This is a genomic window from Caballeronia terrestris, from assembly GCF_001544515.1.
In the GTDB taxonomy this organism is placed as follows: domain Bacteria; phylum Pseudomonadota; class Gammaproteobacteria; order Burkholderiales; family Burkholderiaceae; genus Caballeronia; species Caballeronia terrestris.
Genome location: NZ_FCOL02000008.1, coordinates 1 through 25,983 on the forward strand (window position 1 = coordinate 1; position 25,983 = coordinate 25,983).

General features: G+C 63.4%; 23 protein-coding genes and 1 pseudogene. 14 read left to right on the forward strand and 10 right to left on the reverse strand.

What is annotated here, in order from left to right; translation table 11 throughout:
- The 5 genes and pseudogenes from AWB67_RS09215 to AWB67_RS09235 form a co-directional block, all read left to right on the forward strand.
- Positions 1–372: pseudogene (locus AWB67_RS09215) on the forward strand (methyl-accepting chemotaxis protein); the annotation flags it as partial.
- Between the two features lie 159 nt (positions 373–531).
- Complete coding sequence (locus AWB67_RS09220; RefSeq protein WP_087655940.1) at positions 532–1,293, forward strand: 2-keto-4-pentenoate hydratase; 762 nt, start codon at positions 532–534, stop codon at positions 1,291–1,293.
- A 557-nt stretch (positions 1,294–1,850) separates the two neighbouring features.
- On the forward strand, positions 1,851–3,773 hold the full coding sequence (locus AWB67_RS09225) for a PrkA family serine protein kinase (RefSeq protein ID WP_087655941.1): 1,923 nt from the start codon (positions 1,851–1,853) through the stop codon (positions 3,771–3,773).
- A 203-nt stretch (positions 3,774–3,976) separates the two neighbouring features.
- Positions 3,977–5,242 (forward strand): YeaH/YhbH family protein, encoded by a 1,266-nt coding sequence (locus AWB67_RS09230; RefSeq protein WP_087655942.1) that lies wholly within the window; start codon positions 3,977–3,979, stop codon positions 5,240–5,242.
- A complete protein-coding gene (locus AWB67_RS09235; RefSeq protein WP_087655943.1) occupies positions 5,239–6,888 on the forward strand; it encodes a SpoVR family protein in 1,650 nt (549 codons plus the stop codon). Before AWB67_RS09230 ends, AWB67_RS09235 begins: the two co-directional genes overlap by 4 nt.
- 60 nt (positions 6,889–6,948) lie before the next feature.
- Here AWB67_RS09235 and AWB67_RS09240 read toward each other — a convergent pair whose 3' ends face one another.
- Complete coding sequence (locus AWB67_RS09240) at positions 6,949–8,010, reverse strand: AI-2E family transporter (protein WP_087655944.1); 1,062 nt, start codon at positions 8,008–8,010, stop codon at positions 6,949–6,951.
- Between the two features lie 246 nt (positions 8,011–8,256).
- Between AWB67_RS09240 and rarD the strand changes: the two genes are divergently transcribed.
- Positions 8,257–9,159: an EamA family transporter RarD gene (gene rarD / locus AWB67_RS09245; protein ID WP_087656108.1), complete on the forward strand. Its 903-nt coding sequence runs from the start codon at positions 8,257–8,259 to the stop codon at positions 9,157–9,159.
- Positions 9,156–9,815: a Rossmann-fold NAD(P)-binding domain-containing protein gene (locus AWB67_RS09250; protein ID WP_087655945.1), complete on the forward strand. Its 660-nt coding sequence runs from the start codon at positions 9,156–9,158 to the stop codon at positions 9,813–9,815. The genes rarD and AWB67_RS09250 overlap by 4 nt, the downstream gene beginning before the upstream one ends.
- A 6-nt stretch (positions 9,816–9,821) precedes the next feature.
- Here AWB67_RS09250 and AWB67_RS09255 read toward each other — a convergent pair whose 3' ends face one another.
- On the reverse strand, positions 9,822–10,817 hold the full coding sequence (locus tag AWB67_RS09255) for an aldo/keto reductase (protein WP_087655946.1): 996 nt from the start codon (positions 10,815–10,817) through the stop codon (positions 9,822–9,824).
- Positions 10,818–10,883: 66 nt separating this feature from the next.
- Positions 10,884–12,269: a DHA2 family efflux MFS transporter permease subunit gene (locus AWB67_RS09260; RefSeq protein ID WP_087655947.1), complete on the reverse strand. Its 1,386-nt coding sequence runs from the start codon at positions 12,267–12,269 to the stop codon at positions 10,884–10,886.
- A gap of 127 nt (positions 12,270–12,396) precedes the next feature.
- Here AWB67_RS09260 and AWB67_RS09265 point away from each other — a divergent pair, with 127 nt between their 5' ends.
- From AWB67_RS09265 to AWB67_RS09275, 3 genes are all read left to right on the forward strand, one after another.
- Positions 12,397–13,257: a LysR family transcriptional regulator gene (locus AWB67_RS09265; RefSeq protein WP_087655948.1), complete on the forward strand. Its 861-nt coding sequence runs from the start codon at positions 12,397–12,399 to the stop codon at positions 13,255–13,257.
- A gap of 102 nt (positions 13,258–13,359) precedes the next feature.
- Entirely contained in the window at positions 13,360–14,649 is a 1,290-nt protein-coding gene (locus tag AWB67_RS09270) for an acyl-CoA dehydrogenase family protein (RefSeq protein ID WP_087655949.1), read from the forward strand.
- A 637-nt stretch (positions 14,650–15,286) separates the two neighbouring features.
- Positions 15,287–16,939: a tannase/feruloyl esterase family alpha/beta hydrolase gene (locus tag AWB67_RS09275; protein WP_087655950.1), complete on the forward strand. Its 1,653-nt coding sequence runs from the start codon at positions 15,287–15,289 to the stop codon at positions 16,937–16,939.
- A gap of 13 nt (positions 16,940–16,952) precedes the next feature.
- Here AWB67_RS09275 and AWB67_RS09280 read toward each other — a convergent pair whose 3' ends face one another.
- From AWB67_RS09280 to AWB67_RS09290, 3 genes are all read right to left on the reverse strand, one after another.
- The gene (locus AWB67_RS09280; RefSeq protein WP_159964812.1) at positions 16,953–17,324 is read right to left on the reverse strand and encodes a DUF2917 domain-containing protein; all 372 of its coding nucleotides are present in this window, start codon (positions 17,322–17,324) and stop codon (positions 16,953–16,955) included.
- A 299-nt stretch (positions 17,325–17,623) separates the two neighbouring features.
- On the reverse strand, positions 17,624–17,863 hold the full coding sequence (locus tag AWB67_RS09285; RefSeq protein ID WP_087656109.1) for an alkylphosphonate utilization protein: 240 nt from the start codon (positions 17,861–17,863) through the stop codon (positions 17,624–17,626).
- Between the two features lie 100 nt (positions 17,864–17,963).
- Positions 17,964–19,898: a hypothetical protein gene (locus AWB67_RS09290; RefSeq protein WP_087655952.1), complete on the reverse strand. Its 1,935-nt coding sequence runs from the start codon at positions 19,896–19,898 to the stop codon at positions 17,964–17,966.
- Between the two features lie 480 nt (positions 19,899–20,378).
- On the opposite strand from AWB67_RS09290, the gene AWB67_RS09295 reads away from it, so the two are divergent.
- The 3 genes from AWB67_RS09295 (at position 20,379) to AWB67_RS09305 (ending at position 22,489) form a co-directional block, all read left to right on the forward strand.
- The gene (locus AWB67_RS09295; RefSeq protein ID WP_087655953.1) at positions 20,379–20,732 is read left to right on the forward strand and encodes a YciI family protein; all 354 of its coding nucleotides are present in this window, start codon (positions 20,379–20,381) and stop codon (positions 20,730–20,732) included.
- A 78-nt stretch (positions 20,733–20,810) separates the two neighbouring features.
- Positions 20,811–21,209: a VOC family protein gene (locus tag AWB67_RS09300; protein WP_087655954.1), complete on the forward strand. Its 399-nt coding sequence runs from the start codon at positions 20,811–20,813 to the stop codon at positions 21,207–21,209.
- Positions 21,206–22,489: an RNA polymerase sigma factor gene (locus AWB67_RS09305; RefSeq protein ID WP_087655955.1), complete on the forward strand. Its 1,284-nt coding sequence runs from the start codon at positions 21,206–21,208 to the stop codon at positions 22,487–22,489. Before AWB67_RS09300 ends, AWB67_RS09305 begins: the two co-directional genes overlap by 4 nt.
- Before the next feature lie 222 nt (positions 22,490–22,711).
- Here AWB67_RS09305 and AWB67_RS09310 read toward each other — a convergent pair whose 3' ends face one another.
- From AWB67_RS09310 to AWB67_RS09320, 3 genes are all read right to left on the reverse strand, one after another.
- A complete protein-coding gene (locus AWB67_RS09310; protein ID WP_087655956.1) occupies positions 22,712–23,098 on the reverse strand; it encodes a DUF488 domain-containing protein in 387 nt (128 codons plus the stop codon).
- A gap of 58 nt (positions 23,099–23,156) precedes the next feature.
- Positions 23,157–23,492 carry a superinfection immunity protein gene (locus tag AWB67_RS09315; RefSeq protein WP_087655957.1) on the reverse strand — a complete coding sequence of 112 codons (336 nt, stop codon included), beginning with the start codon at positions 23,490–23,492 and terminating at the stop codon, positions 23,157–23,159.
- 108 nt (positions 23,493–23,600) lie between these two features.
- On the reverse strand, positions 23,601–24,560 hold the full coding sequence (locus AWB67_RS09320; protein ID WP_087655958.1) for an AraC family transcriptional regulator: 960 nt from the start codon (positions 24,558–24,560) through the stop codon (positions 23,601–23,603).
- A 129-nt stretch (positions 24,561–24,689) separates the two neighbouring features.
- Here AWB67_RS09320 and AWB67_RS09325 point away from each other — a divergent pair, with 129 nt between their 5' ends.
- Complete coding sequence (locus AWB67_RS09325) at positions 24,690–24,929, forward strand: hypothetical protein (RefSeq protein ID WP_087655959.1); 240 nt, start codon at positions 24,690–24,692, stop codon at positions 24,927–24,929.
- Between the two features lie 10 nt (positions 24,930–24,939).
- Here AWB67_RS09325 and AWB67_RS09330 read toward each other — a convergent pair whose 3' ends face one another.
- Positions 24,940–25,911, reverse strand: a complete 972-nt coding sequence (locus AWB67_RS09330) for an alpha/beta fold hydrolase (RefSeq protein WP_235025088.1) — start codon at positions 25,909–25,911, stop codon at positions 24,940–24,942.
- Positions 25,912–25,983 lie beyond the last annotated feature (72 nt).

Genomic DNA, 25,983 nt, shown 5'->3' on the forward strand with positions numbered 1-25,983 from the left:
CGCGTGACCGACATCATGGGCGAGATCGCGGCGGCATCGGAAGAGCAGAGCAGCGGGATCGACCAGGTAGCGCGCGCCGTCACGCAAATGGACGAAGTGACGCAGCAAAACGCGGCGCTCGTCGAGGAAGCGGCGGCTGCGGCGCAATCGCTGGAAGATCAGGCGGGGCGTCTGCGTCAGGTGGTTTCAGTGTTTCAACTGAACGAAAGCGGTGGTGCGCCGGTAGCGCCTCCGCGGTCGAAGGCCAGTCCGCGGCCGGTCGTGCGCAAACCCGCTGTCGCCGCGCCCGCCAAGCGCCCGGCGATGGCCGCGCCGCGCACTGTGGCACCGGCTGCCGCAGCAACCGCATCGGGCGACTGGGAAACCTTCTGATCATCCTGCACGGATCGCTGTTACAAAGTCGTTGAACGCGCGCCGCGAAAGCCTTTCGCGGCGCGCGTTTGCTTTTGTAACAACCATGACGGCTTCGCGCGGCGACGGTAACTCGTACACTGATGGCACTTGTCCGTCACGTTTACGAGGAACTCCGACATGACCGAATCGACACTCGCCGCACAACTCGTTCGGGCGCGCGAGCAGCACACGTTGATCGACGAACTCGCCGCCCGCGACATCCCCGCCGACACCGGCGCCGCCTACGCCATCCAGCACGAGGTCCTGAGGCTGCGCGATGCGCGCATCGGTGCGTGGAAGATCGGCGCGCGCACGCCGTCGGCGCCGCCCGCTGGGGCGCCGATCGAAGCGGCGCTCGTGCATGCGTCGCCGGCACGGCTCGAGATCGCGTCGTTCTTTCGCGTGCTGGTGGAAATGGAGATCGCGTTTCGCTTCGACCGCGCGCTGCCCGCGCGCGCCGAGCCTTATGAGCGCGACGAAGTGCTCGGCGCGATCGGCGGGATGGCGGTGGCGCTCGAAGTCGTCGACAGCCGCTTCGCGCAGTGGCCGAACCTCGCGCCGCTCGCGCAACTCGCCGATGCGCAGAACAACGGCGCGCTGGTCGTCGGCGCCATCGAGCCTTACAACGTGATCGCGCCCGGTTTCGACTTCCTCGCGCCGCGCCTGGAATTGACGCTCGACGGCGTCTCGATCGTGCCCGACACGGGCGGCAATCCCGCGGGCGATCCGCGCGAACTGCTCGTCTGGTTCGTCAATCACTGTTCGCGGATGGGACTCGCGGTCGAGCCCTTCTGGACCGTCACGACGGGCACCTATACCGGCGCGCACCGGATCGAAGTGCCGGGACTCGTGCACGGCTCGATCGACCGTGTCGGGGAGATAGAACTCGCACTCGTATGAACCAGCGATGATGCGCAAACCCCACAAACAAATCCGTGACGTTATGCCGATGGCCCGTAAATCCATATCCATCAAAAGGGTATCGACGCGGGTATCGGCATGCAAAGAAGATTCGACGCGCGATATCGATGCGGTAAGTGGAAATTACAAGCCGCCGGAGCGTAGCGTTCGGTGGAACACGATTGAAAAAGGCATCGCCATTGCATTCAGAACGATTGTGTATCTATTGCGACGACACAGGACACGCGCATGGCAGCAAACCACGCCGCCGACTGCCAGGGCAGCAGGGTTGCGATGGCGTCTTGCTGTGGATAACTGTGCTGCTACGAGGTGAAACGAACAGGCAAGCGGGACTTGCGGCAACACGATAGTGACATCGGGACTGAGGATTGTAGGTGAACGAAAATAATCCTCCAAGCTAGGAATTCTTCGAAGCAAATCACCCACGCAAGTGCGTGAAAAAAAATTCGAAAGGGTTTAGGATGAATTCAAGCGATGTCGTTTCGATTACGCGCTTTGCGCACGGCAACGTTTTCTGACTTCGGCGAGGAGGTAGCATGGATATCTACAGCAGTTTCGCGACGCGCTTCGAAAAAACTCGCGAGGAGGAATTCTCGCTCGAAGAGTACCTCGCGCTCTGCAAAGAAGATCCCGCCACGTATGCAACGTCGGGCGAACGCATGTTGACGGCCATCGGTGAACCCGAACAGGTCGATACACGACTCGATCCGCGTTTATCGCGTGTGTTTGCGAACAAGGTCATCAAGGTGTATCCGGCATTCCGCGAGTTCTACGGAATGGAGGAAGTGATCGAACACGTCGTGTCGTACTTCCGGCACGCGTCACAGGGCCTCGAGGAAAAGAAGCAGATCCTGTATTTGCTCGGGCCTGTCGGCGGCGGCAAGTCGTCGATCGCGGAGCGCCTGAAGCAGCTCATGGAACGCGTGCCGTTCTACTCGATCAAGGGCTCGCCCGTGAACGAGTCGCCGCTCGGTCTCTTCGACTATGACGAAGACGGTCCCGTGCTCGAAGAGCAGTACGGCATCCCGCGCCGTTATCTCAAGAGCATCCTGAGCCCGTGGGCGGTCAAGCGCCTGCACGAATACAACGGCGACATCCGCAAGTTCCGCGTCGTGCGGCGCTATCCGTCGATCCTTCGGCAGATCGGCATCGCGAAGACGGAACCGGGCGACGAGAACAACCAGGACATCTCGTCGCTGGTCGGCAAGGTGGATATCCGCAAGCTCGAAACCTACTCGCAAGACGACGCCGACGCCTACAGCTACTCCGGCGGCCTATGTCTCGCGAATCAGGGCCTGCTCGAATTCGTCGAAATGTTCAAGGCGCCGATCAAGGTCCTGCACCCGCTGCTCACCGCAACCCAGGAAGGCAACTTCAAGGGCACGGAAGGCTTCGGCGCGATTCCTTTCGACGGCGTGATCCTCGCTCACTCGAACGAATCGGAGTGGAAGGCGTTCCGCAACAACAAGAACAACGAGGCGCTGCTCGACCGGATCTTCGTCGTGAAGGTGCCGTATTGCCTGCGCTACAGCGAAGAGGTCAAGATCTACGAAAAGCTGCTGCGCAATTCGTCGCTCGCCGAGGCCGTGTGCGCGCCCGGCACGCTCAAGATGATGGCGCAGATGGCGGTGCTCACGCGCCTGCACGAGCCGGAAAACTCCAGCCTCTTTTCGAAGATGCAGGTCTACGACGGCGACAACCTCAAGGACACGGACCCGAAGGCGAAGTCGTATCAGGAGTATCGCGACTTCGCGGGTGTCGACGAAGGCATGACCGGTGTCTCGACGCGGTTCGCGTTCAAGATCCTGTCGCGCGTCTTCAACTTCGATTCGGCGGAAGTCGCCGCCAATCCGGTTCACCTTATGTACGTGCTCGAACAGCAGATCGAACGCGAGCAGTTCCCGCCGGAGACGGAGCAGAAGTACCTGTCGTTCATCAAGGACGTGCTGGCTTCGCGCTATGCCGAGTTCATCGGCAAGGAGATTCAGACCGCGTATCTGGAATCGTATTCGGAGTATGGACAAAACATCTTCGATCGCTACGTGACCTATGCCGACTTCTGGATTCAGGATCAGGAGTTCCGCGATCACGATACCGGCGAGAGCTTCGACCGTGCGGCGCTCAACGCCGAGCTGGAGAAGATCGAGAAGCCGGCGGGCATCAGCAACCCGAAGGACTTCCGCAACGAGATCGTGAACTTCGTGCTGCGGGCGCGGGCGGCGAACGGCGGGAAGAATCCGGCATGGATCAGCTACGAGAAGCTGCGCGTGGTGATCGAGAAGAAAATGTTCTCGAATACCGAAGAACTTCTGCCTGTCATTTCGTTCAATGCAAAGGGATCGGCGGAAGAACAGCGCAAGCACGAAGACTTCGTCAATCGCATGGTCGCGAAGGGCTACACGCCGAAGCAAGTGCGGCTCCTCTGCGACTGGTATCTGCGCGTGCGCAAGTCTTCCTGATCGAGGCCAACAGCATGACTGAATCGTGAAACCCTACGTATCAGGTCCACGCCACGTCGCCGGGATTGCCCGTGCAATCATCGGTGGCGCAGCGCGGGCACCTTGCGAGGCGTGACCGACGGCATCCGCCACAGGCCACGGCCACATGCGGCGGAAGTCAGCGCAGCGCCTCGCTTCCTCGCCAATAACGCGGGAGACTGGATGTGCTGCACCAAATCATCGACCGCAGGTTAGCCGGCAAGAACAAGAGCATCGCCAACCGCGAACGCTTTCTGCGCCGCGTGAAGAACTACATTCGCCGCGCGGTGTCCGACGCGGTGCGTGACCGCAGCATCAAGGACATTCAAAACACCCAGAGCATCACGATCCCGAAGAAGGACATTGCCGAACCGTCGTTCCGGCATGGCCCTGGCGGCAAACGTGAACTCGTCCACCCGGGCAACGCCGACTACATTCGCGGCGACAAGATCCAGCGCCCGCAAGGCGGCGGCGGTGGCGGCGGCAAGACCGCCAGCAACGAAGGCGATGGGCAGGACGACTTCGTCTTCGAACTTTCGCGCGAAGAATTCATGCAGTATTTCTTCGACGATCTCGAATTGCCCCGGCTCGTCAAAACCCAGTTGCTCGCCGTCCCGACGTGGAAGAACGTCCGCGCCGGTTGGGCGGCGGAAGGCACGCCGAACAACATTGACGTGGTGCGGTCGCTGCGCAGCGCGCTCGGGCGGCGGATCGCGCTCGGCTCGCCGCTTCTGAGCCAGTTGCACGAGATGGAGCGGCAACTGGAAGAGCTCAAGGAAGAGAAGGCCGACCCTGACGACATCGCGCGTCTCGAAGCCGACATCGTGATCATGAAGGGCCGCATCACGCGCATTCCATTCATCGATCCGTTCGACTTGCGCTACGTGAACCGCGTAAAGCAGCCGACGCCGTCGAGCAAAGCCGTGATGTTCTGCCTGATGGACGTCTCGGGTTCGATGGACGAGCAGCGCAAGGACCTGTCCAAGCGCTTCTTCATCCTGCTGTACCTGTTCCTGAACCGCAACTACGAGAAGATCGAAGTGGTGTTCATCCGTCACCACACGCGCGCCGAGGAAGTCGACGAAGAGACGTTCTTCCATTCGACGGAGAGCGGCGGCACGGTCGTATCGAGCGCGCTGGAGCTGATGAAGAAGATCATGGACGAGCGCTATTCGCCGACTGAATGGAACATTTACGGCGCACAGGCCTCGGACGGCGACAACTGGACCGACGACTCGCCCAAGTGCCGCAAGCTTCTGTCCGAAGACATCCTGCCCAAAGTACGGTATTTTGCCTATATTCAAGTGGCGCCCGAAGAGCAGAATCTCTGGCTGGAGTACGCTCAACTGGCGCTGACGGCGCCAGAGCTCGCGATGAAAAAAGTCGAATCGGCCGCGGACATCTACCCGGTGTTCCGCGAACTGTTCGAGAAACAACAGGCGGCTGCATGACGACAAGGCATCTCCACAACGAAGCGCGTGGTTATAACCTGGACGGCAGCGCAGACGACCGCGTACCGTCGAAGCTGGAAGCGGAGCAACGGAGCGCGCCCTCGCCGGCGCGGAAGGAAGGCAGCATGAATGTTGCGGAAAAAAGGCCGTTGCCGTGCCCGTCGGACTGGACCTTCGAACTCATCGAGGAATACGACACCGAAATCGCGCGCGTCGCCGAACGGTACAAGCTGGACGTCTATCCAATCCAGCTCGAACTGATCAGCGCCGAGCAGATGATGGACGCGTATGCGTCGGTCGGGATGCCGGTGAACTATCGGCACTGGTCGTTCGGCAAACATTTTCTATCGACTGAGAAGAGCTATCGGCGCGGGCAGATGGGGCTGGCGTACGAAATCGTCATCAATTCGAATCCATGTATCGCTTACCTCATGGAAGAGAACACGATGACGATGCAGGCGCTCGTCATCGCGCACGCCGCGTACGGGCACAACTCGTTCTTCAAGGGCAACTACCTGTTCCGCCTGTGGACGGACGCGCACGCGATCATCGATTACCTCGTCTACGCGAAGAATTACATCGCGGAGTGCGAGGAGCGTTACGGGCTGGATCATGTCGAGGAACTGCTCGATTCATGCCATGCGCTGATGAATTACGGCGTCGATCGGTACAAACGGCCGCAGAAACTCTCGCTCGCGAAGGAAGCCGCGATGCGCCGCGAGCGCGAGGCGTATCTGCAGTCGCAGGTAAATGAACTGTGGCGCACCCTGCCGAAGGGCAAGGCGCAGACCGCCGAGGAAATCGAAAGCCGCTATCCGCCGGAACCACAGGAAAACCTGCTGTACTTCGCGGAGAAGAACGCGCCTTTGCTGGAGCCTTGGGAGCGGGAAGTGATCCGCATCGTGCGCAAGGTGGGGCAGTATTTCTACCCGCAGCGTCAGACGCAGGTGATGAACGAAGGCTGGGCCACGTTCTGGCACTACACGCTGCTCAACACGCTCTATAACGAAGGCCGGCTCGAAGACGGCTTCATGATGGAGTTCCTGCATTCGCACAGCAACGTGGTGTATCAGCCACCGGTGACGAAGCCGTATTACAGCGGCATCAATCCGTACGCGCTCGGCTTCTCGATGATGAGCGACATCCGCCGCATCTGCGAGAACCCGACCGATGAGGATCGCGAGTGGTTCCCCGAACTCGCCGGCAGCGACTGGCTGGAAGCGCTGCACTACGCGATGCGCAACTTCAAGGACGAGAGCTTCATCGCGCAGTATCTGTCGCCCCATCTGATCCGCGAGATGCGCCTCTTCTCCATACTCGACGACGACATGCGCGACGCGCTCGAAGTGTCGGCGATTCATGATGGAAGCGGATATCGGTATGTGCGGCAGGCGCTGTCGCGTCAATACGACATGCATCATCGCGAGCCGAACATCCAGGTGTATTCGGTGAACACGCGCGGCGACCGCAGTCTCACGCTGCGTCACTTCATGACGGATAACCGGCATCTGTCGAACGATAGCGATGAAGTGCTCAAGCACATGGCGCGGCTGTGGCAGTTCGATGTGTATCTGGAAAGCGTCGATGAGAACGGGACGGTGAGGAAGCGTTTCGACTGCAGATATGTGCCGCGTGAGGCGCGGTGAAAATTGATGACAAATAAAGAACCGGCTCTCAGGAGCCGGTTTTTCATTGGGACGCGGTAGTTACAAATCCGGCCCCGTCTCCTCGCCCTGCGCGAACAAATCCCAGCTCGCCATGAAAAGCGCCGCCACCAGCGGCCCGATCACGAAGCCGTTGATGCCGAAGAGCGCCATGCCGCCTAGCGTCGAGATCAGCACGACCCAGTCGGGCATCTTCGTGTCCTTGCCGACGAGAATCGGTCGCAGCACGTTGTCGACCAGTCCGATCACCACCACGCAGAACACGATCAGGATCACGCCGCGCCAGATATCGCCCGTCATCAGGAAATAGGCAGCGGCGGGCGCCCATACGAGCGCTGCGCCGATCGCAGGCAAGAGCGACAGGAACGCCATCAGCACGCCCCACAGGAGCGACCCCTGGATGCCGAGAATCCAGAAGATCAGTCCGCCGAGCAGCCCCTGTACCGCCGCCACCGCGATATTGCCCTTCACCGTCGCGCGCACGACCGTCGTGAACTTGGCGATCAGATGCATCTTGTGCGCTTCATCGAGCGGCAGGGCGCGGCGGATACGCCGGCCGATTTCGCCGCCGTCGCGCAGCAGGAAAAACACGAGGTAGAGCATCACGCCGAAGCTGATCACGAACTGGAACGTGTTCTGCCCGATGCTGAGCGCCTGTTCCGCGACGAACTGGCTGATCTGCGCCGCGCCGGCGGTCAGACGGCGCTGGATGCCGGGGATGTCGTCGAGACCGAAGCGGCCGAGCAGACTCTGCACCGACGACGGCAACGCGTGCACCGCCTGCTGGAAGTAGCCCGTGAAGTTCGGCTGGCCGGACTTGATCTGCGTGTACGCGAGCGTGATTTCCTGCACGAGCGTGCCCGCGACCAGCGCGAGCGGCAGGATCACGATGAGGATGGTGATCGCGAGCGTCGTCAGCGCGGCAAGGTTGCGGCGCTTGCCGAAGCGCACCGTGAGCCAGCGCTGCATAGGTTGGAAAAGGATCGCCAGAATCGTGCCCCAGAAGACCGCGCCGAAGAACGGCAGCAGGACCCAGGCGAATGCAACCGTCACAACCAGTAGCAGAAAATGAAAGAAATGCTGATGAACGGAGTTGTTATCCATTATGTCCAGGGAGGTCAGGGCGATGCGGTGGCGGATGCCGTCGCTGCACCGCAAAAAACAGGCCGGGGAATGCTAACACGCGCGTTTTTCGCCTCGGTTTGAGCGTGAGGAGCAGCAAACGGTTCGCGCGGCGCCACAAGCGTGATTAGGGGAAACACACTCGAGTCGACTAAAATCCGACACTTCCGCGCGACGAGCCTTACAACGTTGCCGCTCGTCCAGAACCGTCTTTCCGCCCAAACCAAAATGAATCCAGGAGTCGTCTACGCATTCTCGGCGTTTGCCATCTGGGGACTTTTCCCGCTGTATTTCAAGGCGCTGCATTCGATCGGCGCGGTCGAGATGCTCACGCACCGGATGGCCTGGTCGATGGTGTTCCTGTTCATCGTGCTGACGGTGCGCCGTCAGTGGAACTGGCTCTGGCCCGTCATGCGCAACCGGCAGCAGCTCCTGCGGTTCGTGGCGAGCGCGGTGCTCTTGTCGACGAACTGGGGCATCTACATCTGGGCGGTCAACGATGGCCGCATCGTCGAGGCGAGTCTCGGGTACTTCATCAACCCGCTGATTAACGTGCTGTTCGGGATGGCGTTCCTGCATGAACGGCTGCGGCCGTTGCAGTGGGTGTCGGTCGCGATTGCGGGGGCGGGGGTTGCGTGGCTCACGTGGGTGAACGGTGCGCCGCCGTGGATCAGTCTTGCGCTCGCGCTCACGTTCGGCGGATACGGATTGCTGCGCAAGACCGCGCATCTCGGGGCGCTCGAAGGGCTCACGCTCGAGACGATGCTGCTTTGTCCGCTCGCGGCGGTCTACTTGCTGTTTCTCGGGATGCATGGGACGAGCGGATTCGGGCATGCATCGGTCGGGGTGCAGATTCTGCTGATCGCAGCCGGGCCGATCACGGCGATTCCGCTTTTGCTGTTCGCCGCCGGCGCGCGTCGCATCCCGCTTTCGATGCTCGGGCTCATTCAGTACATCACGCCGACGCTGCAGTTGCTGATCGGCGTGGTCGTGTATGGAGAGCCGTTCGGGCACGACCGGCTGATCGGGTATGGGGCGATCTGGGCGGCGCTGGCGGTTTATTCGATGGAAGGAATCTGGCGGGCGCGACTGACAACCCCGCGCTCACCGTCCGGAGCCGACGTTCGATGAAAGTCCTTCTTTTTGGCGCAACGGGCATGGTCGGGCAGGGCGTCCTGCGCGAATGCCTGCTCGACGCCCACGTCACCGAGGTCGTGACGCTCGGCCGCACGCCGACGGGCGTCGCGCACCCGAAGCTGCGCGAAATCGTGCATCGCGACATGTTCGATTACGCGACGCTGGAAAGCGACCTTACTGGTTTCGATGCGTGCTTCTTTTGTCTTGGCGTGTCGTCGTTCCGGATGAGCGAGGCCGAGTACACGCGCCTCACCTACGACATGACGATGGCTGCGGCAAAGACGCTCGCGCGGCTGAATCCGCAGATGACTTTCGTCTACGTGACGGGCGCCGGCTGCGACAGCACCGAACAGGGTAGCAGCATGTGGGCGCGCGTGAAGGGCCGCACCGAGAACGCGCTGCTGCGACTGCCGTTCAAGGCGGCGTTCATGTTCCGCCCTGGCGCGATCGTCCCGCTGCACGGCGTGCGCTCGAAAACCGCGCTGTATCAGACGATTTACTCGCTCACGCGCCCCGTGCTGCCGCTCGTGCAGCGCATGTTTCCGAACGCGATCGTCACGACCGAGCAGGTCGGGCGCGCGATGCTCGCAGTCGCGAAGCAAGGCGCGCCATCGCCTATCCTGGAAAGCCGGGACATCGCGCGGTACTGAGACGACTCAGCGCGGCGCATCCCCCCACCGATACTCGTCCGTAGCCTCATCGAGCTTTGCCTTGACTTCAGGATCGAGCACGAGATCGATTGCGGCGAGCGTATCGGTAAGCTGCTCCGCGCGGCTGGCGCCGATGATCGCCGAAGTCACAGCCGGATTCGCCAGCACCCAGGCAAGCGACGTCTTCGCCAGCGTCTCTCCCGTCTCCGCAGCGATCGCCTTCAGCTTCTCGATCGTCTGAAACTCGCGCTCGTGCCAGTAGCGCTGCGTGTACATTTCGCCGGCCTTGCCGACCGTCGCGGTAAAGCGACCTTCGGAAGGCGCCGCATCATGCCGATGCTTTCCGGTCAGCAACCCACCCGCGAGCGGGTTATAGGGGATCACTGCAAGCTGCTCCTCGGTCGCGAGCGGCAGCAACTCACGCTCGATCTGCCGGAACAGCAGGTTGTAACGCGGCTGCACCGACACGAAGCGGGACACCCGCAACGCATCCGACCGCCCGAGCGCCCGCGCCAGCCGATAAGCCAGAAAATTCGACACCCCGATATAGCGCGCCTTCCCTTGCCGCACGATGGTATCTAGCGCTTCGAGCGTCTCGTCGAGCGGCGTCTCGCGATCGTCGGAATGCAACTGATACAGATCGACGTAATCGGTGTTCAGCCGCTTGAGCGACGCGTCGATCGCATCGAGCAAGTGCTTGCGCGACGCGCCCTGGTCCCACGCCGACGGCCCCATCTTGCCGACTGCCTTCGTCGCGAGGATGTAGCGGTCGCGCTTGCCTTTCAGCCAGCGCCCAACGATTTCCTCCGTGCGTCCAGCCACCGATTCAGTGCCGCCGAGCGGATAGACGTTGGCGGTATCGATGAAATTGACGCCGGCGTCGGCGGCCTTGTCCATGATGCTGCGCGACGCGTCTTCTTCTGTCTGCAAGCCGAACGTCATCGTGCCGAGGCACAGGCGCGAGACGGTGAGACCGGTGCTGCCGAATTTGCGATATTGCACGATGTGGCTCCGTTAGCGGTTAGTGGCGACGGACAAGGATAGCCGTCTCGGCGCGAGCCTGCAGAGTCACTGCGCCGTCGCCGGGCGGGGCACCGGTTGCGGCGCGGCGTCGAGCCTGCGGAACACGAGCGCCGAGAGCAGCGTAATCACGCCCACGCACACGAAGCTCAGCCGGAAGCCGAGCGCAGCCGAGCCGGACTGGCCGTCGAACACTTGCACGAGCCCGCCGCCGATCGACACGCCCAGCCCGATCGCGAGCATCTGCACCATCGAAAAGAGACTGTTGCCGCTGCCCGCGTCCTTGATCGAGAGGCCCTTGAGCGTGACGCTGTTCATCGCGGCGAACTGCATCGAGTTGCACGCGCCGAACACGGCGAGGATCGCGATCTCGATGACGAGCGGCGTCGCCGGCGAGAACGCCGCGAAGCCGACGATCGACGCACCTACCAGAATCGTGTTTACGAGCAGGAACGTGTCGTAGCCATAGCGCTTGACGAGCGGCGCGATCCAGCCTTTCGCGATGGTGCCGGCGAACGCGGCGGGCAGCATCATGAGGCCGGAATGCAGCGGGCTGTAACCGAGTTCGAGCTGCATCAGGAGCGGCAGCAGGAACGGCACGGCGCTCGATCCGACGCGGCACAGCAGGTTGCCGATCAACCCGACGCTGAAGTTCGGCTCGCTAAAAAGCGCCAGTTCGAAGAGCGGATTCCTGCGCCGCCGAGCGTGCGGGATATAGGCGAGCGCCGTGATTGCGCTGATCGCGAAAAGACCAACGGCCACGAGCCCGCGATGCTCGTGCACCGGACTATCGAGCGCCAGGGAAAACGAGACCATGCACAGCGACAGCAAGCCGCAGCCGACGAAATCGAACGGCGGCGCATCGGCGATGGCGTCGTCCGGCAGAAAGCGTTGCACGGCGAGGAGCCCGAGCGCGCCGATCGGCACGTTGATCAAGAAGATCCAGTGCCACGAAATCGATTCGACGAACCAGCCGCCGAGCGTCGGTCCCAGGATCGGGCCGACCTGTCCGGCGATCGAAATTACGGCCAGCGCCGAGACGTAAGCCTCGCCCGTCACGCTGCGCAGCACGGCGAGGCGCCCGATCGGCAGCAGCATGGAGCCGCCGATACCTTGCAAGATCCGGGCGATCACCAGTTGGTTCAGCGTATGCGCCCCCGCGCAACACAGCGAGCCGATGACGAACAGCAAAATCGCGACGAAATAGACGCGCCGCGTGCCGAAACGGTCGGCGAGCCAGCCAGAGGCGGGCGTGAGGAGCGCCATCGTCAGCGTGTAGGCGACGACGATCGACTGCATCGCGAGCGGATGCGCGTTGAGGCTGTGGGCGATCGAGGGCAGGGCGGTGTTGACGATCGTGGTATCGAGCGCCTGCATGAAAAAACCGACGGCGACGATCCAGAGAAGGGCCGTGTGGGAGGACTGTCTGGTCATGGGAAGTGTAAAAAGGCGTGGGCGGCGCCTGAAAATGCCATGTGTGAAATGTTAATGACTGTTGAAGCTATCGGGAACCCCGCTAACCACATTGACTACGATCGGCTAATCCGATCACAATTGCCGCATGCTCAATCCCGTCTGGCTGAACACCTTCGCGACGGTGGCCGCGTCGCACAGCTTCACCGACGCCGGGCGCCAGCTCGGCCTCACGCAGTCAAGCGTGAGCGAGCACATCCGTCGGCTGGAGGAAAGCGTCGGCCGGCGCCTAATGACGCGCGATACCCACTCGCTCGCGCTCACCGCCGACGGCGAGGCGATGCTCGTCCACGCGCGCGTGATCCTGGAGGCGATGTCGCACGCGGAGTCGCAGTTCCGTTCACCCCGTCTGCGCGGCCGCGTGCGCCTCGGCTCCTCCGACGATCTCGCGCTCGGCCCGCTGCCGAGCGTGCTCGCCGCGTTTCGCAACACCCATCCCGACGTCGAGCTCGAAATCACGATCGGGATGACGGGCCAGCTCTATCAACTGCTCGATGCCGGCTCGATCGATCTTGCGGTCGGCAAGCGGCGTCTCGGCGACGCGCGCGGCACGCGGCTGTTCAGCGGGCGGCTGGAGTGGCTCGCCAAGCCCGGCACCGTGGTCGATCTGGACTCGCCGCTGCCGCTGATCCTCGTCGCCGAGCCTAGCGTGACGCGCGCGGTCGTCCTCGATGCGCTCGCGATGGCAGGCGCGCGCTGGCAGATGGTCTGCACGAGCAGCAGCCACGCGGGCTGTATCGCGGCCGCGCGCGGCGGACTCGGACTCACGGTGCGCTCGCATTTCCTGGCGGGGCGCGGGCTCGCGGCGCCGGTCAATCGCGCGGCGCTGCCGGATTTGCCCGAGGTCGAGTTCATCGCGCTCGGAGCGAAACATCTGAGCCGGCCCGCCGAGACGTTGCTGCAGCTTTTGCAGGACAGCGACCTCAGGGGCGAATGGGACGGCGAATAAGAAACGTCGAAACGCGCATATCGTTAGCAAATTTGCTTCGTTGTGTGCGGGATGGCGTCGAATTTATGCTCTTTCGATACTGTTCCAAAGTGGAGAAAGCACATGACAACGACCCAGGCGCCGCTTGGCGACGCGCAATTGCTCGAGCGCTTCTCGGAGGTGTTCGAGCACATCGCGGCGGGCGCGGTCGAGCGCGAGCAGAAGCGCGAACTCGCGAACGATGCGGTGCGATGGCTCAAGGAGTCGGGTTTCACGGCGCTGCGCGTGCCGCGCGAATACGGCGGCGGCGGCGTAACACTGCCGCAGTTCTTCCGCCTCCTGACACGGCTCGGCGAAGCCGATTCGAACCTGCCGCAAATCCTGCGGCTGAACTTCGGCTTCATCGAAATGCGCCTCGAAAGCGACGACGAAACCGCCCGCCGCCGCTGGCTCACGCGCGTCGCGGAAGGCGAGACGGTCGGCGCGGCGATTTCCGAGCGCACCGGTTCGACGCATAACACGGTCACCGTGACGCGGGACCACGCGAGCGGCGAGTGGCTGCTGAACGGCGAAAAGTACTACAGCACGGGCGCGCTCTATGCCGACTGGATCAATGTCACCGCGCACGATGGTGACCAGGACGTGCATCTGCTCGTGCGCGGCGACGCGCCGGGCGTCACGCGCCTCGACGACTGGGACGGCTTCGGCCAGCGGTTGACGGCGAGCGGCACGACGCGTTTCGACGACGTTCGCGTCTCCGACGATCAGATCCTGCATCGCTTCAAGGCGTCGGAGCCGCGCCGCAACACGCTCGTGACGGCGTTCTATCAGACCGTACACCTCGCGACGCTCGCGGGCATCGCGCGCGCAGTGCTGCGCGATGGCGTCGCGTTCGTGCAGGGGCGCACGCGGACGTTCGGCGTGCCGGGGCGCTCGAGCCCGCGCGATAATCCGCTCGTGCATCGCGTGGTCGGGCGGCTTGCGAGCCTCGCGTTCGCGGCGGAGAGCATCGTCGATTCGGTGTCGGCGGCACTGGAGAACGTGCATCGGGCGCGGGCCGAGGGCCGGGCGACGACCGAGGATTACATCGCGCTCGACATCCAGGTCTACAAGGCGCAGCAGATCGTGATCGAGCAGGTACTGGAGGCATCGACGCTACTGTTCGAGGTCGGCGGGGCGAGCGCGACGAGCGAAGCGCGGCGCCTCGACCGGCACTGGCGCAACGCGCGCGTGATCGCGTCGCATAACCCCGCGATCCAGCGGGAGGCGGCAATCGGCGCGTTTCATCTGAACGGCACCGCGCCGAACGAGCGGTTCAGTCTCGCGCATACGAAAGACGAGGAGGGCGCGCGGAATATATCCGGCGCGCGGGAGGCGTATCTCGATGCGGCGTTGGCGGAGAGCGGGCGGTAAGCGGCGGCCGTTACCCCGAGCGGCCGGCGGCTATCTGGCGCCAGAAGGATTCTTCGCGGGCCGTTCCGTCTCAGCCCGCGATCAAAAAGCTGATGTCAGAAATTGTGACCGTCGATCGGATGGAACCGCTCGGCCATGGCTGTCGCTGAACCGTAGCGATATTCAATGTCAGTCCCTGGTCGGGACGTACTTCAACACTACGACACGCTCCTGACCATTCGCGTCGGTGAAGCGCACCTCCCTCGGCTCGAAAAATTTGCCCGTTGTCACGAACGAGCGGAGCGCAGCGAGCCCGTTGGGGAATCTTCATCGCTCGAATCGTTTCACTCATTTTCATCTGCGTCGACACCCTCCCTTACGGATTGCTGCACGACTCAAGCATATCCAGACGAGCGCACCGCCGCTATTAGCTGGATGGCCATGTTTGCGGGCAAGAGACCGACTGCGATTCGCATTCACCAACGCGATCCGTAAGACATAAAGAGAAACGCCTTACAGATTGCTCCCTCTGAAACTCTTCTTATATATTGAGCGGCATTCCGTCCCCGTCATTCCATAACGCCGCCGCCGAGCGCCGCATACCGTGCACGAGACTTGCGCCAGCACCGCGTACCCAGCGCCCGTCAGCGAACTACCCGTGACCCCCATCGCCGCTTTTTCGCGCCTCGTGTTCGTTTTACTTTTTGCTTGCGCGCTTGCAGCAAGCCAGCCGGCCCGCGCCGCCTCCTATCTCACAAAGCACTGCGCCGACCTCGAAGGCAAGACCGTGCCGCCCTCGATCATCGGCCTGCCGACCCGCGGCGCCGTCATCTGGTCTGCCTCCGTCGTCAAGGCCGCCGCGCCGGGCAACCGCAACGGCGAATACTGCCGCATCGTCGGCGCGATCAAGCCGATCGAGGACAGCACGCCCGACATCCGCTTCGAAGTGAACCTGCCGGCCCGCTGGAATGGCCGCGCGCTGCAGATGGGCGGCGGCGGTTACAGCGGCGTCGTCGTGAGCGGCACCGAGCCGATGTCGTTCGCCCCCGACTCGACGCCGCTCGCGCGCGGTTACGCGACCTTCGGCTCCGATTCGGGCCACGTCGGCAACGCGGGACGAGCGGACTTCGCCGCCAACGACGAAGCGATCCTCAACTTCGGCTTCGGCCATCTGAAGAAAACCCACGACGTCGCGCTCGCGCTGATCCAGATGGGCTACGGACGCGACCCCGAAAAAACCTACTTCGCCGGCGGCTCGACGGGTGGTCGCGAAGGCTTCACGGTGATCGAGCGCTATCCGCGCGACTACGACGGCGTAATCGCCAACGCGCCCGCGATCAACTTCGCGGGCGTCCGGCTGATGGGCGTGGCTGTCGGGCAGGCGTCGTATGGGAAGCCGGGCGGTTACGTCGGGCTAGCGCAGCAGCGGCGCGTGTTCGATACCGTCCTGCACGAATGCGACATGCTCGACAACGCCGCCGACGGCATCGTCAGCAACGTGGAAGCGTGCCGCAAGCTGGAGCCGCAGATCATCGCGGCCGTGCGTTGCGCAAACGGGCAGCGGCCTTCATTGCGCGACAGTTGCCTGTCGGATGCGCAGATCGCGACGCTGGACACCCTGCGCGACGGCCTCAACCTGCCATACATGCTCGCGTTCGGCGTCGATACGTATCCGGGCTACAACGTCTATCAGGGCGTCGACTTCTCGGGCGTGCTCGGTCTCGGCGACTCACCGACGCTCGTGTTCCCGCCGGCCTTCAGCGTCAACGGCTATCTCTTCGCGCAGGGCGATGCGTACATGAAGCATTTCGTCACGCGCGACCTGTCGTACAACAGCATCGGCTTCGACATCGGGAATCCGGGACGCTACGGGCGGCGTCTGATGGCGCTCTCGGCGGCGGTCGGCGCGATGAACTCGGATCTTTCCCAGTTCATCGCGCGCGGCGGCAAGCTGATCGCGATGCACGGCCTCGCCGACGAAGTCATCAGCCCGAACCAGACGATCGCGTTCTACCGGCGGCTCATCGCGCGCTACGGACAGGACGGCGTCGATTCGTTCATGCGCCTCTACATGGTGCCGGGCTTCCAGCACGGCAACGGCGTGTTCATCCCGTCGTGGGACGAACTCGGCGCGCTCGACCGCTGGGTGACGGACGGCATCGCGCCGGAGACGCTTGTCGGCACCGACATCGCAAGCGCAACGAACGGACGCTCGCGGCCGATGTGCCGTTATCCTGCCTATCCGCGCTATGTCGGCCGAGGCAACGTCAACAATGCGGCGAACTTTCGCTGCGTCTATCCGGGACCGTGAGCCCGTCCTCGAGCTAGAACGCACTCGCGTTGCTGCCACGTGCGACGCGCGGCCAGAACCTCGCGAGCCAGCGTCCGAACTGCGTCATGCCGGTGCGCCGGTACGTCGGGAGCGACACTTCGAGTGGCCCCTGCGCATCCGACGACACCCTTACGCGCTCGCCGCGCGCGAGACACGCGACATCGCCGGGCAGGAGCCAGTAGTCGTACGGATCGCCTTCGCGCGTGAGCCACACCGACGCTTCATCGACGCGCAGTTCGGCATCGCGCGCAACGCGCCATGAGAGCGTCTGGCGCGGCTGCACGTCGAAATACTCGACGGTCCTCGCCTTCGAACCGCGCGCAACGCGGCTTTGTTTTTGGGATTGCTGTGACACTTCGGACATCGCGCTTCTCCAGTTGTGAGCCGAGGAAGACGGAGTCGCACGCATAAAACAAAAGGCCCCGTCTTTCGGCGGGGCCTTCGGAAATCGAATGTGTTTGCTCAGGTGTTGCTAGCGCACGCGTTCTCCCGATGACCCGCCAGTGGCGTTCATTGGGAAATTAATCGGGACGATGGAGAGAAGGCGGCTTGCGTGCATGAGTCACAGTATGCTGCGGGCGACGATTCGCTGTCAATAACAAGATAGCGGGGATGCGTGGGGCAGTTGCTGCATCGAACGCTCCTGCTTTATCGGGACAGCGCTCAGACTTTCTTCAGGAATGCGGTCTTCAGCACGAGTCCCTTCACCTTGTCGACGTTGCATTCGATCTCTTCGTCGTCGTCCGTCAGGCGGATGTTTTTCGCGATCGTGCCGCGCTTGAGTGTCACCGATGTGCCCTTGACCTTCAGGTCCTTGATCAGTTGCACGGAGTCGCCGTTGGCGAGCAGATTGCCGTTGCTGTCGCGAACGGTTGGCGTGTCGTTGTCGTCGGTATTGCTCATGATCAAGTCCTGTTGCGATGAAAAATGCGCGCCATTATAGAAAAAGGCCCGGAGCATGGATACGCTCCGGGCCTTCGAGACCATCAAGCAACAATTAGCCTCACGAGCCCGTATAGCCCACCGGCTTCGTCGAGTTGTTCTTCGCGACGTCGGCGTTCGTCGACACCACGTACTGCGGCAGCTCCGTCAGCGTCACCGTCACGACGCCGTTGCTGTACGGCACGCTCGACGGATTGCCCATCGCGTCGATCAGTTGCACCGTGCCGCTCGTACCCGGCGCATCGACGCTCAACTGGTACGCCTTGCTGTACGTCGTGCTGAAGCCGACGCTCGCGTCCCACACCGCGTTGTTGTGCGTCCAGAGCGCGGTGACCACCTTGCCGCCGCTGCCGCGTTGCTGGAACGAGTAGGCGTAGACGCCCGTCGGCGTGTTCTTCACGGGGCCGAGCGTCGTCGTGCCGTCGAGGATGCGCGTCATCGCGGCGACGGTCATCGCGGCCGGCTTCGGGCTGATGTTCGTCGTGCCGAACGCGGCCTGCGGGTTGTCGAGATCGAAAAACGTGCCATAGCCCGTCTCGCCCGGGAAGTCTGGCCCGAAGAACACGTAGGTCTGGTCCGCGCCTTCGCCGAGCAGGATCAGGTGCGCGCGCGCCACGACCGCGCCATGCGCGAACAGCACGTTCGACGTCGGATAGCTCGGGTTATAGGTCGATCCGAGGTCATAGCTGATGCCGGTTTCCGTCACGAAAAGCTTCATGCCCGGCTTGTAGTCGGCGGCCATTTCCGCGCGCAGGTTGCGCATCTCGTTGATCAGCGAGTTCGCGGCATCGGCGGGATTCGGCTCGGTGTGGCGGCGCTCCGGCGGATGCGACGGCGACGTGCCCGCGTCGTAGTAACCATGCGTCGCGATGCCGTCGATGTAGTTCGCATAGCCGAGCGGCGCGAGTCGCTTCAATCGATCGGTCGTGAGCGACGGGAACGGCTCCGCCGGGCCCATTACAACGGCGTTCGGGTCCTTCGAATGCAGGCCCTGGTAGGCGGCCTTGTAGAGCGCGACGAAGTTCGCGTCCGTATCCTTCCAGAGGATGTACGGCTCCCACGTCACCTGATAGTAGTTCGACTGCTGCGTCGAGTAGTAGCGCGCACGGATCGCCTCGGTTTCGGCGCCGACGCGGCCCAGGTAGTTCGAGAAGTAGTTCAGGTCGACGGGGACGTAGCCGTAATCCGGCGACAGTCCGTGGCCGCTCGCCCAGCCGGGGATGCCGTCGAGGCGCACGAGGCGCATCACCTTTCCCGACGTGTAGAACGGATCGAGATTGTTCGCCGATGCGTTGAACGTGTTGCGGCCGCTCGGCTCCATCACGGACATCTGGCGGTCGTCGATCGTCGACGAGATGCCGAGTGCCGCGAGCGCCGGGCCGTTGCCGTTGAAGCCCTGCATGCCGAAGCGATGCTGTTCCTGATGCGCGTAGCTGGGCGCGGGGAGCGTGCCGGAGAGGTCCGGCAGCACGCCGAACGTCGTGAAGCCATTCGGCCGCGTGCCCGACGTCTGGATCATGCCGCCGCCCTTCGCGAGGTTCGCGGTGACGGCGAAGAAACCCGCCATCGTCGACGTGCAGGTGAGGGTGGTCGTCGTGGCCGATGCGGGCACAGCGAAGCTGCCGCTCGCGACCGTCTTGCTGACGGCCGTCGAGATCGTCCAGCGGAGCGTGTCTGCGCTGCCGGCCCGCGTCGTGATCGCGAGCTTGAAGGTACTGCCGGACGGGTAGAGACGCGTCTTGTCGGCGCTGATGGTGTCGGCGGTGATCTTGCCGCTGCCGGACGTTGCCGCCGACGACGACGGCGACGCACACGTAATCTTCTGCGGCGTGGCGGCGTTGGCCGTCGCCTTCAGATTGGCGGCATCGCCGGATGCGTTTTGCGTGTTGGCCGTCGAGGCGAGGTCGGAACTGTCGGAGCCGCCGCAGGCCGTGAGCGCGCTGGCGATGGCGATGGCGAGCGCGATCGAACAAAGGAATAGGGGATGCTTGTTCATCGGATATCGGTTTCGTACGGACTGGCGCCCGGTGACGCTCGTGAGACGCGCGTCGAATTTCACAGCAGGCGGAGACCCGGTTCGGAGGGACAGGTCGTCAGCCGGCGGCATGGACCGTTCGCAGCGGCGATCAGGCTTGGGAGACAAGCCAGGAAACCGGTAAGGGCAAACGATTGCGGTGCCGCCCGGTTGGACGGCTCGTGATAGAACTTACTTGTTTCGGCCTCGATACTCGGGTGGACGAGCAATTTCGACCGTTTTTGTCTGTACAGACGATTCTATTCCGGTAAAAAATAACGGAAAAGCGTTGTGGTCGAATGGTACTAAGGAAGCCGGTAACAGTACGTTAAAGGCCGTAACAGACAGTAACAACAATCGGAAGAATTATTCGTCTTAAGAAAACGTAGAGCGCCGGCATGATTGCTTGACGACCATCGCCGCGCTACCTTGAGGCTCGTTCATAAATTTTTTGGAGGCGCCGTGAGTTATCTGCTTTTGATCGTGGAACCACGCGAGCAACGTGGTCTTCGTAGCGAGGAAGAAGGGCGGCGCGTGTACGCGGAAATGCTCGAATTCGCGGGGGAATTGCAAGCGCGCGGCGTGCTGCAGGCGTGCGAATCACTGGCATCGGACAAGGAGGGCGTGCGCGTGCAGAAGCGCGGCGGCGAGCCCCGCCTCACCGACGGACCGTTCACCGAAGCGAAGGAGATGATCGGCGGATTCTTCCTGCTGAGTGTGGAGACGCGGGGGGAAGCGGTTGCCATCGCCGAAGAATGTCCGGCGGCGCAATGGTGCACCGTTGAAGTGCGCAAGGTCGGGCCTTGCTTTACGTGAGCGGATTTTTGTCCGTTTCATGTCGATTCAGTAAAGGGCCGATCGTCGTTCAAATAACACCCACCCGAGACCTGAAACATGCATAAGCAAATCTTCGTGAACCTGCCGGTCAGCGATCTCAAGCGGTCGATGACGTTCTTCAAGGCGCTCGGCCTCTCGTTCAATCCGGCGTTCACCAACGATCAGGCGGCGTGCCTCGTCATCGGCGAGAACATTTACGCGATGCTGCTCGTCGAGGACTTTTTCAGGACTTTCACGTCGAAAGAAATCGTCGATGCGAAACGCAGTATCGAAGTACTCGTGTGCCTGTCGTGCGAGAGCCGCGCTGAAGTCGACGATCTCGTCGCGAAGGCGATCGCGGCGGGCGGCATTGCGCCGCGCGAGCCGCAGGATCACGGCTTCATGTACGCCCATGCCTTCGAGGACATCGACGGCCATGTCTGGGAACTCGTGCACATGGCCCCGGAAGCGGCGTGAGCGGCGACGCAGCAAAACAGGCGACGCACCGCGCGATCGAAGCGGTATGGCGCATCGAGTCGGCAAAGGTGATTGCGGGCGTCGCGCGGATCGTGCGCGACGTCGCGCTCGCCGAGGAGTTCGCGCAGGACGCGCTCGTCGCGGCACTCGAGCGCTGGAGCGAGACGGGTGTGCCCGACAACCCGGGAGCGTGGCTCATGACGACAGCGAAGAACCGCGCGTTCGACCGCCTGCGACAGGAGGCGCTCCACGCCCGCAAGCACGAGGAACTCGGGCGCGAACTCGACGCGCTGGAGAAGCACGTCGTGCCTGATTTCGTCGATTCGCTGGATGCCGCGCGCGAGGACGACATCGGCGACGATTTGCTGCGGCTCGTGTTCACGGCGTGCCATCCAGTGCTGTCGATCGATGCGCGCGTCGCGCTGACGCTACGGCTGATCGGCGGCCTCACCACCGATGAAATTGCGCGTGCGTTTCTGGTGCCGGAGCCGACGATCGCGCAGCGCATCGTGCGGGCGAAGCGCACGCTGTCGGCGGCGCGCGTGCCGTTCGAGGTGCCGAAGGCCGATGCGCGCGCAGCGCGGCTGTCGTCGGTGCTCGAAGTGATCTACCTGATTTTCAACGAAGGCTATTCGGCCACCGCCGGCGACGATCTGCTGCGTCCGGCGTTGTGCGAGGACGCGTTGCGGCTCGGGCGGATTCTCGCCGAGCTCGCGCCCGAAGAAAGCGAAGTGCACGGGCTCGTCGCGCTGATGGAGATTCAGGCGTCGCGGATGCGGGCACGCGTCGACGGGCAAGGGCGGCCGATCCTGCTGCCCGATCAGGATCGTAGTCGCTGGGATCCGCTGCTGATCCGGCGCGGGCTGGCAGCGCTGCGGCGTTCGGAAGCGCTGGGTGGCGCGCGCGGCGCGTACGCGTTGCAGGGGGCGCTTGCCGCGTGTCATGCGCGCGCGCCGAGCGCCGACGTAACCGACTGGCCGATGATCGTCGCGCTCTATGACGCGTTGGCGCAGGTGGCGCCGTCGCCGGTCGTCGAGCTGACTCGGGCGGTCGCGGTCGGGATGGCGTTCGGGCCGCAGGCGGCGCTCGATATCGTCGACGCGCTCGGGGCCGAGGCGAAGCTCACGAGTTATCACTGGCTGCCGAGCGTGCGCGCGGATCTACTCGCGAAGCTCGGACGGCGTGAGGAAGCGCGCGAGGAGTTCGAGCGCGCAGCGGGGATGACGCGAAATTCCAAGGAGCGGGATTTCTTGCTTGCGCGTGCGCGGGACATGGGATGACACGGTCGTTCGGGTTGATGCCTTTGGTAGCTACTCAACTTTGATAATTTAACATAAGATAAATTATCGACTTTCAAATTATTCAGCAGTTAACTAGAAAATATCTCTCTCAGGCCGTCTTCGCGACATCCGGATTCGGAGCTGCAAATGGCGACGGACTTGATCGCCACACCAGCAGTGATCCATGCCGCCGCGCGACCACGCGACCATTCGCCGAACCCATCAAATAATCATCGCCCCGCGATCGCTCAGCAACCGCCGCAAGATCCCGCGATGACAACGGCGCTCATCCTCGCAATAGCAGCCGACCGAAAAGTTCGACGTCGCCGAGAGCGCGGCTAGCAAATCCAGCACCTTGCTCGCATCGCCCGCGTTCATCTCCGCGCGGTATTTACGCTCGAACGCGGACCATTCGGCATCGTCGGCGGCGTTGCGTCCCTGCGGCATCAACTCGGCGCTCGGCGCCAGAATCGGCAGCCATACGTCGTAGTAATTGCGCGTGCCGAATTCGGCCTTCGGCACGCCGCGCGGCGGCCGGCGCACGGTGCCGATGCGCAGTCCTTCGTCGGCTGCGCGCTCCGTTCCAAGCTGGACGATGCGAATGCTCATGCGTCGTGGTCCCCGCCACACCCTCGGAACAGCGCTTCGAGCACAGAACAGAGGTCGATTACTCCGAGCCGCCGCGGGCACCCCCGTGCGCAAAATCGATCCCCGCGCGACGCGCCCCACGCGCCTGCGCGCGGGAAACGATCGCATCGACCGTATGGCGCGCAGCCGCCTGACGATTTTTCTTCGCGACACGTCCGAGCCGTCGCGCGCTATCGGGATGAAACGCCCAGTAAAGCGCGGCAAACCACCCGACGACCGTCCACCCGAACAGCAGATTAAACAGCGCCAGCAGCAACACCGACCGGCGTTTCGTGCGATCGGCGAGGATCGCGGGCAACAGGTAAATCGCGATCGCCGCGACGGCTATCAGCACTTCCAGCAAAACTTTCAGCATGTTCGCTCCCGGCGCCGTACAAGCGGCGCGTCATAGGGAAAATCCTAGGCACGGCAGGCTCGTCGATCAATGTCGTTTGCAACAAAAGATTATTTGCGCGAGCGGGGCTCATCCCCCAGCTCGCTCCTCCCCGCTCGACTCCCGCCCGCCCGACGCGCGCCAACGCGCCGGCGTCACGCCCGTCTGCCGCTTGAAAACCCGCTGAAACGCCGCGTCCGACTGATACCCCACCGATTCGCCGATTTCCGCCACCGGCGCGCTCGTCTCCACGAGCGCGCGTCCCGCCATCGTCATGCGGACTTCGGTCAGCACGTCGGTGGCCGAGCGACCGATCGCGTCCTGGAATTGCCGCACGAAGGTCGCCCTCGACATGTTGCAGAGCGCGGCAAACTGATCGAGCGTCCACGGCTCGCCGGGCCGCTCGAACATCGCCGAGAGCGCCGCCTGCAGACGGGGCCGCGCGGCGAGCGCGAGCAATCCGTGCGGCGGCTGCGATCCCTCGCTCGCGAAGCGCAGCGTCAGCGCAAACAGCGCCGCCGACAGATGGCCGACCAGCGATTCGCTGCCCGGCCCTTCGTCGGTGGCTTCTTCGCGCATCAGGCCGATCAGCCGGGCGAGCCGCGAGCCGCTCGCGGGCTCCGACGAATCCGCCGCCGCGCTCCTCACGACGAGCCGCCCTGGCAAGTGGTCGCGCAGCAATCGGTCCGGCATGGCGCCGAGGAGAAACCGGCCGCAAAGGAGATCAGCAGCGTCGCCCGAGGCGCCGTTGCCCGCGATCTCGAACGCGGGGCCGGGGCGCTTGACGACCGGAACTGGCGGCTTGCCGCTGCCATCGTGCAGACGATGGGCGCCGCCGCCCGGAAACATCACGATATCGCCGGCGATCAGCGGTTGCGGCGCGCCGTCGGCGTCTTCGAGCACCGCCTCGCCCGACAGGAGGATGTGATAGTGAATCTCGCGCACGCCCGCGACGCCGTGCGCGATCTCCCACGGCGCGCCGAAGCGACAGCGCACGTCGAGTCGTCCGCTGACGGTCATCAGCGACAGAAGCCTGCTCAAAAGGTCCATTTGAATCGCGCGGTTAGGGGACGGAACATACGCTAGCAAACCTCGCCGGGAATGTCAGTCGCCGTCGATGTGCGGCGCGGCACGACTGATGCTGGAGCAAGCTTACGAACCCACAACATGGAGACAGTCATGAAACATATCCCGATCCTGCTCGGCGCCCTCGTCCTCGCCGCGAGCACCAGCGCGTTCGCCCAGAACGACGCGAAAACCCCGCCGTCGCCGCAGCCGGGCGCCCAAGCGGGCAAAGCCGATGCAGGCGCAAACAGCGCGGGCGGCGGCACGCTGATGCAGCAGCGCGAAAAAGGCATGTCGCCGGAAGGGGCGTCGGATGCGGCGGCCGGGAAAGCGACCGGCAAGATGAAGCAGTAAGCGGAGCGGCTCACGGCCCGATGAACGCGTCGATCATCCGGCCGAGCTGGCGCGGATACTGGAACATCAGCGCATGCCCGGCGTCATCGACGATGCGCAGCCTCGAACCCGCGATCAGCCTGTTCAGCGCGACTGCGTTGGCGTCGGCGAGGACTTCGTCGTCGGCGCCCGCGACGATCAGCGTCGGCAGCCGCACGCGCCTGAGCGCCGTAACGGTTTCGTCGTCAGCAAACCAGCGCTCCATCGCGCGATGCTGCTGCGCGGTGACTTCGTCGGGGACTCGTGTCTCCTCGTAGCCGGACGGCGCGAACATGTCGGCGACGAAGCAGCGCACCGCGTCGCTCGTCGCGTTCGACGGGAACAGCACGCCCATGACGTTCGCAAAGGCGTCCGGTCCGCCGCCGCCCGACAGCACCTTGTCGGTTTCGGCCGCGAGCGGCACCGCCAGCGCGCCAGGCGGCGCGGTCGAAAGCAGCACGAGGCGGTCGAAACGGCGACCGGGCATCGTAACGAGCTGCTGCGCGATCATCCCGCCCATCGACCAGCCGACGATCGTCACGCGCCGAAGATCGAGCGCTGCGATGAGATCGGCGGCATCGTCGGCCATGTCCGGGATGCCGTAATTGACGCCGTAGCGCCCCGCAACGCCCGCCGAGCGCCCCACACCGCGATTGTCAAAAACGATCACTTCGTGATGTCGTGCGAGTTCGCCGAGAAAGTACGCGTTCCACTCGGCGATGCTCGCGCGGTAGCCCGTGATCAGCACGACCGGCGTGCCGCGCCCGAAGCGGTAGTAGGCGATCGGCCCGTTTCTCCCTTCGACGACGTTTTCCTTGAGTGCCGCCGCATTGCGGTCGGGCCGCGCCGATTGCATCCCGCAGACCTTGCTCTGCCCGAGCGAAACCTGCTCGGCATTGGCGGCGAGCGCTCCGCACGAGAGCACGATCGACGCGCACATGCAGAAGAGCACCGACGTTTTCATCGCAGACTCCGGGTGATTGTTCTTCAGGACTTCGCGGGCCGCCGCTCGAGAAAGCATCTCATAATAAGCAGT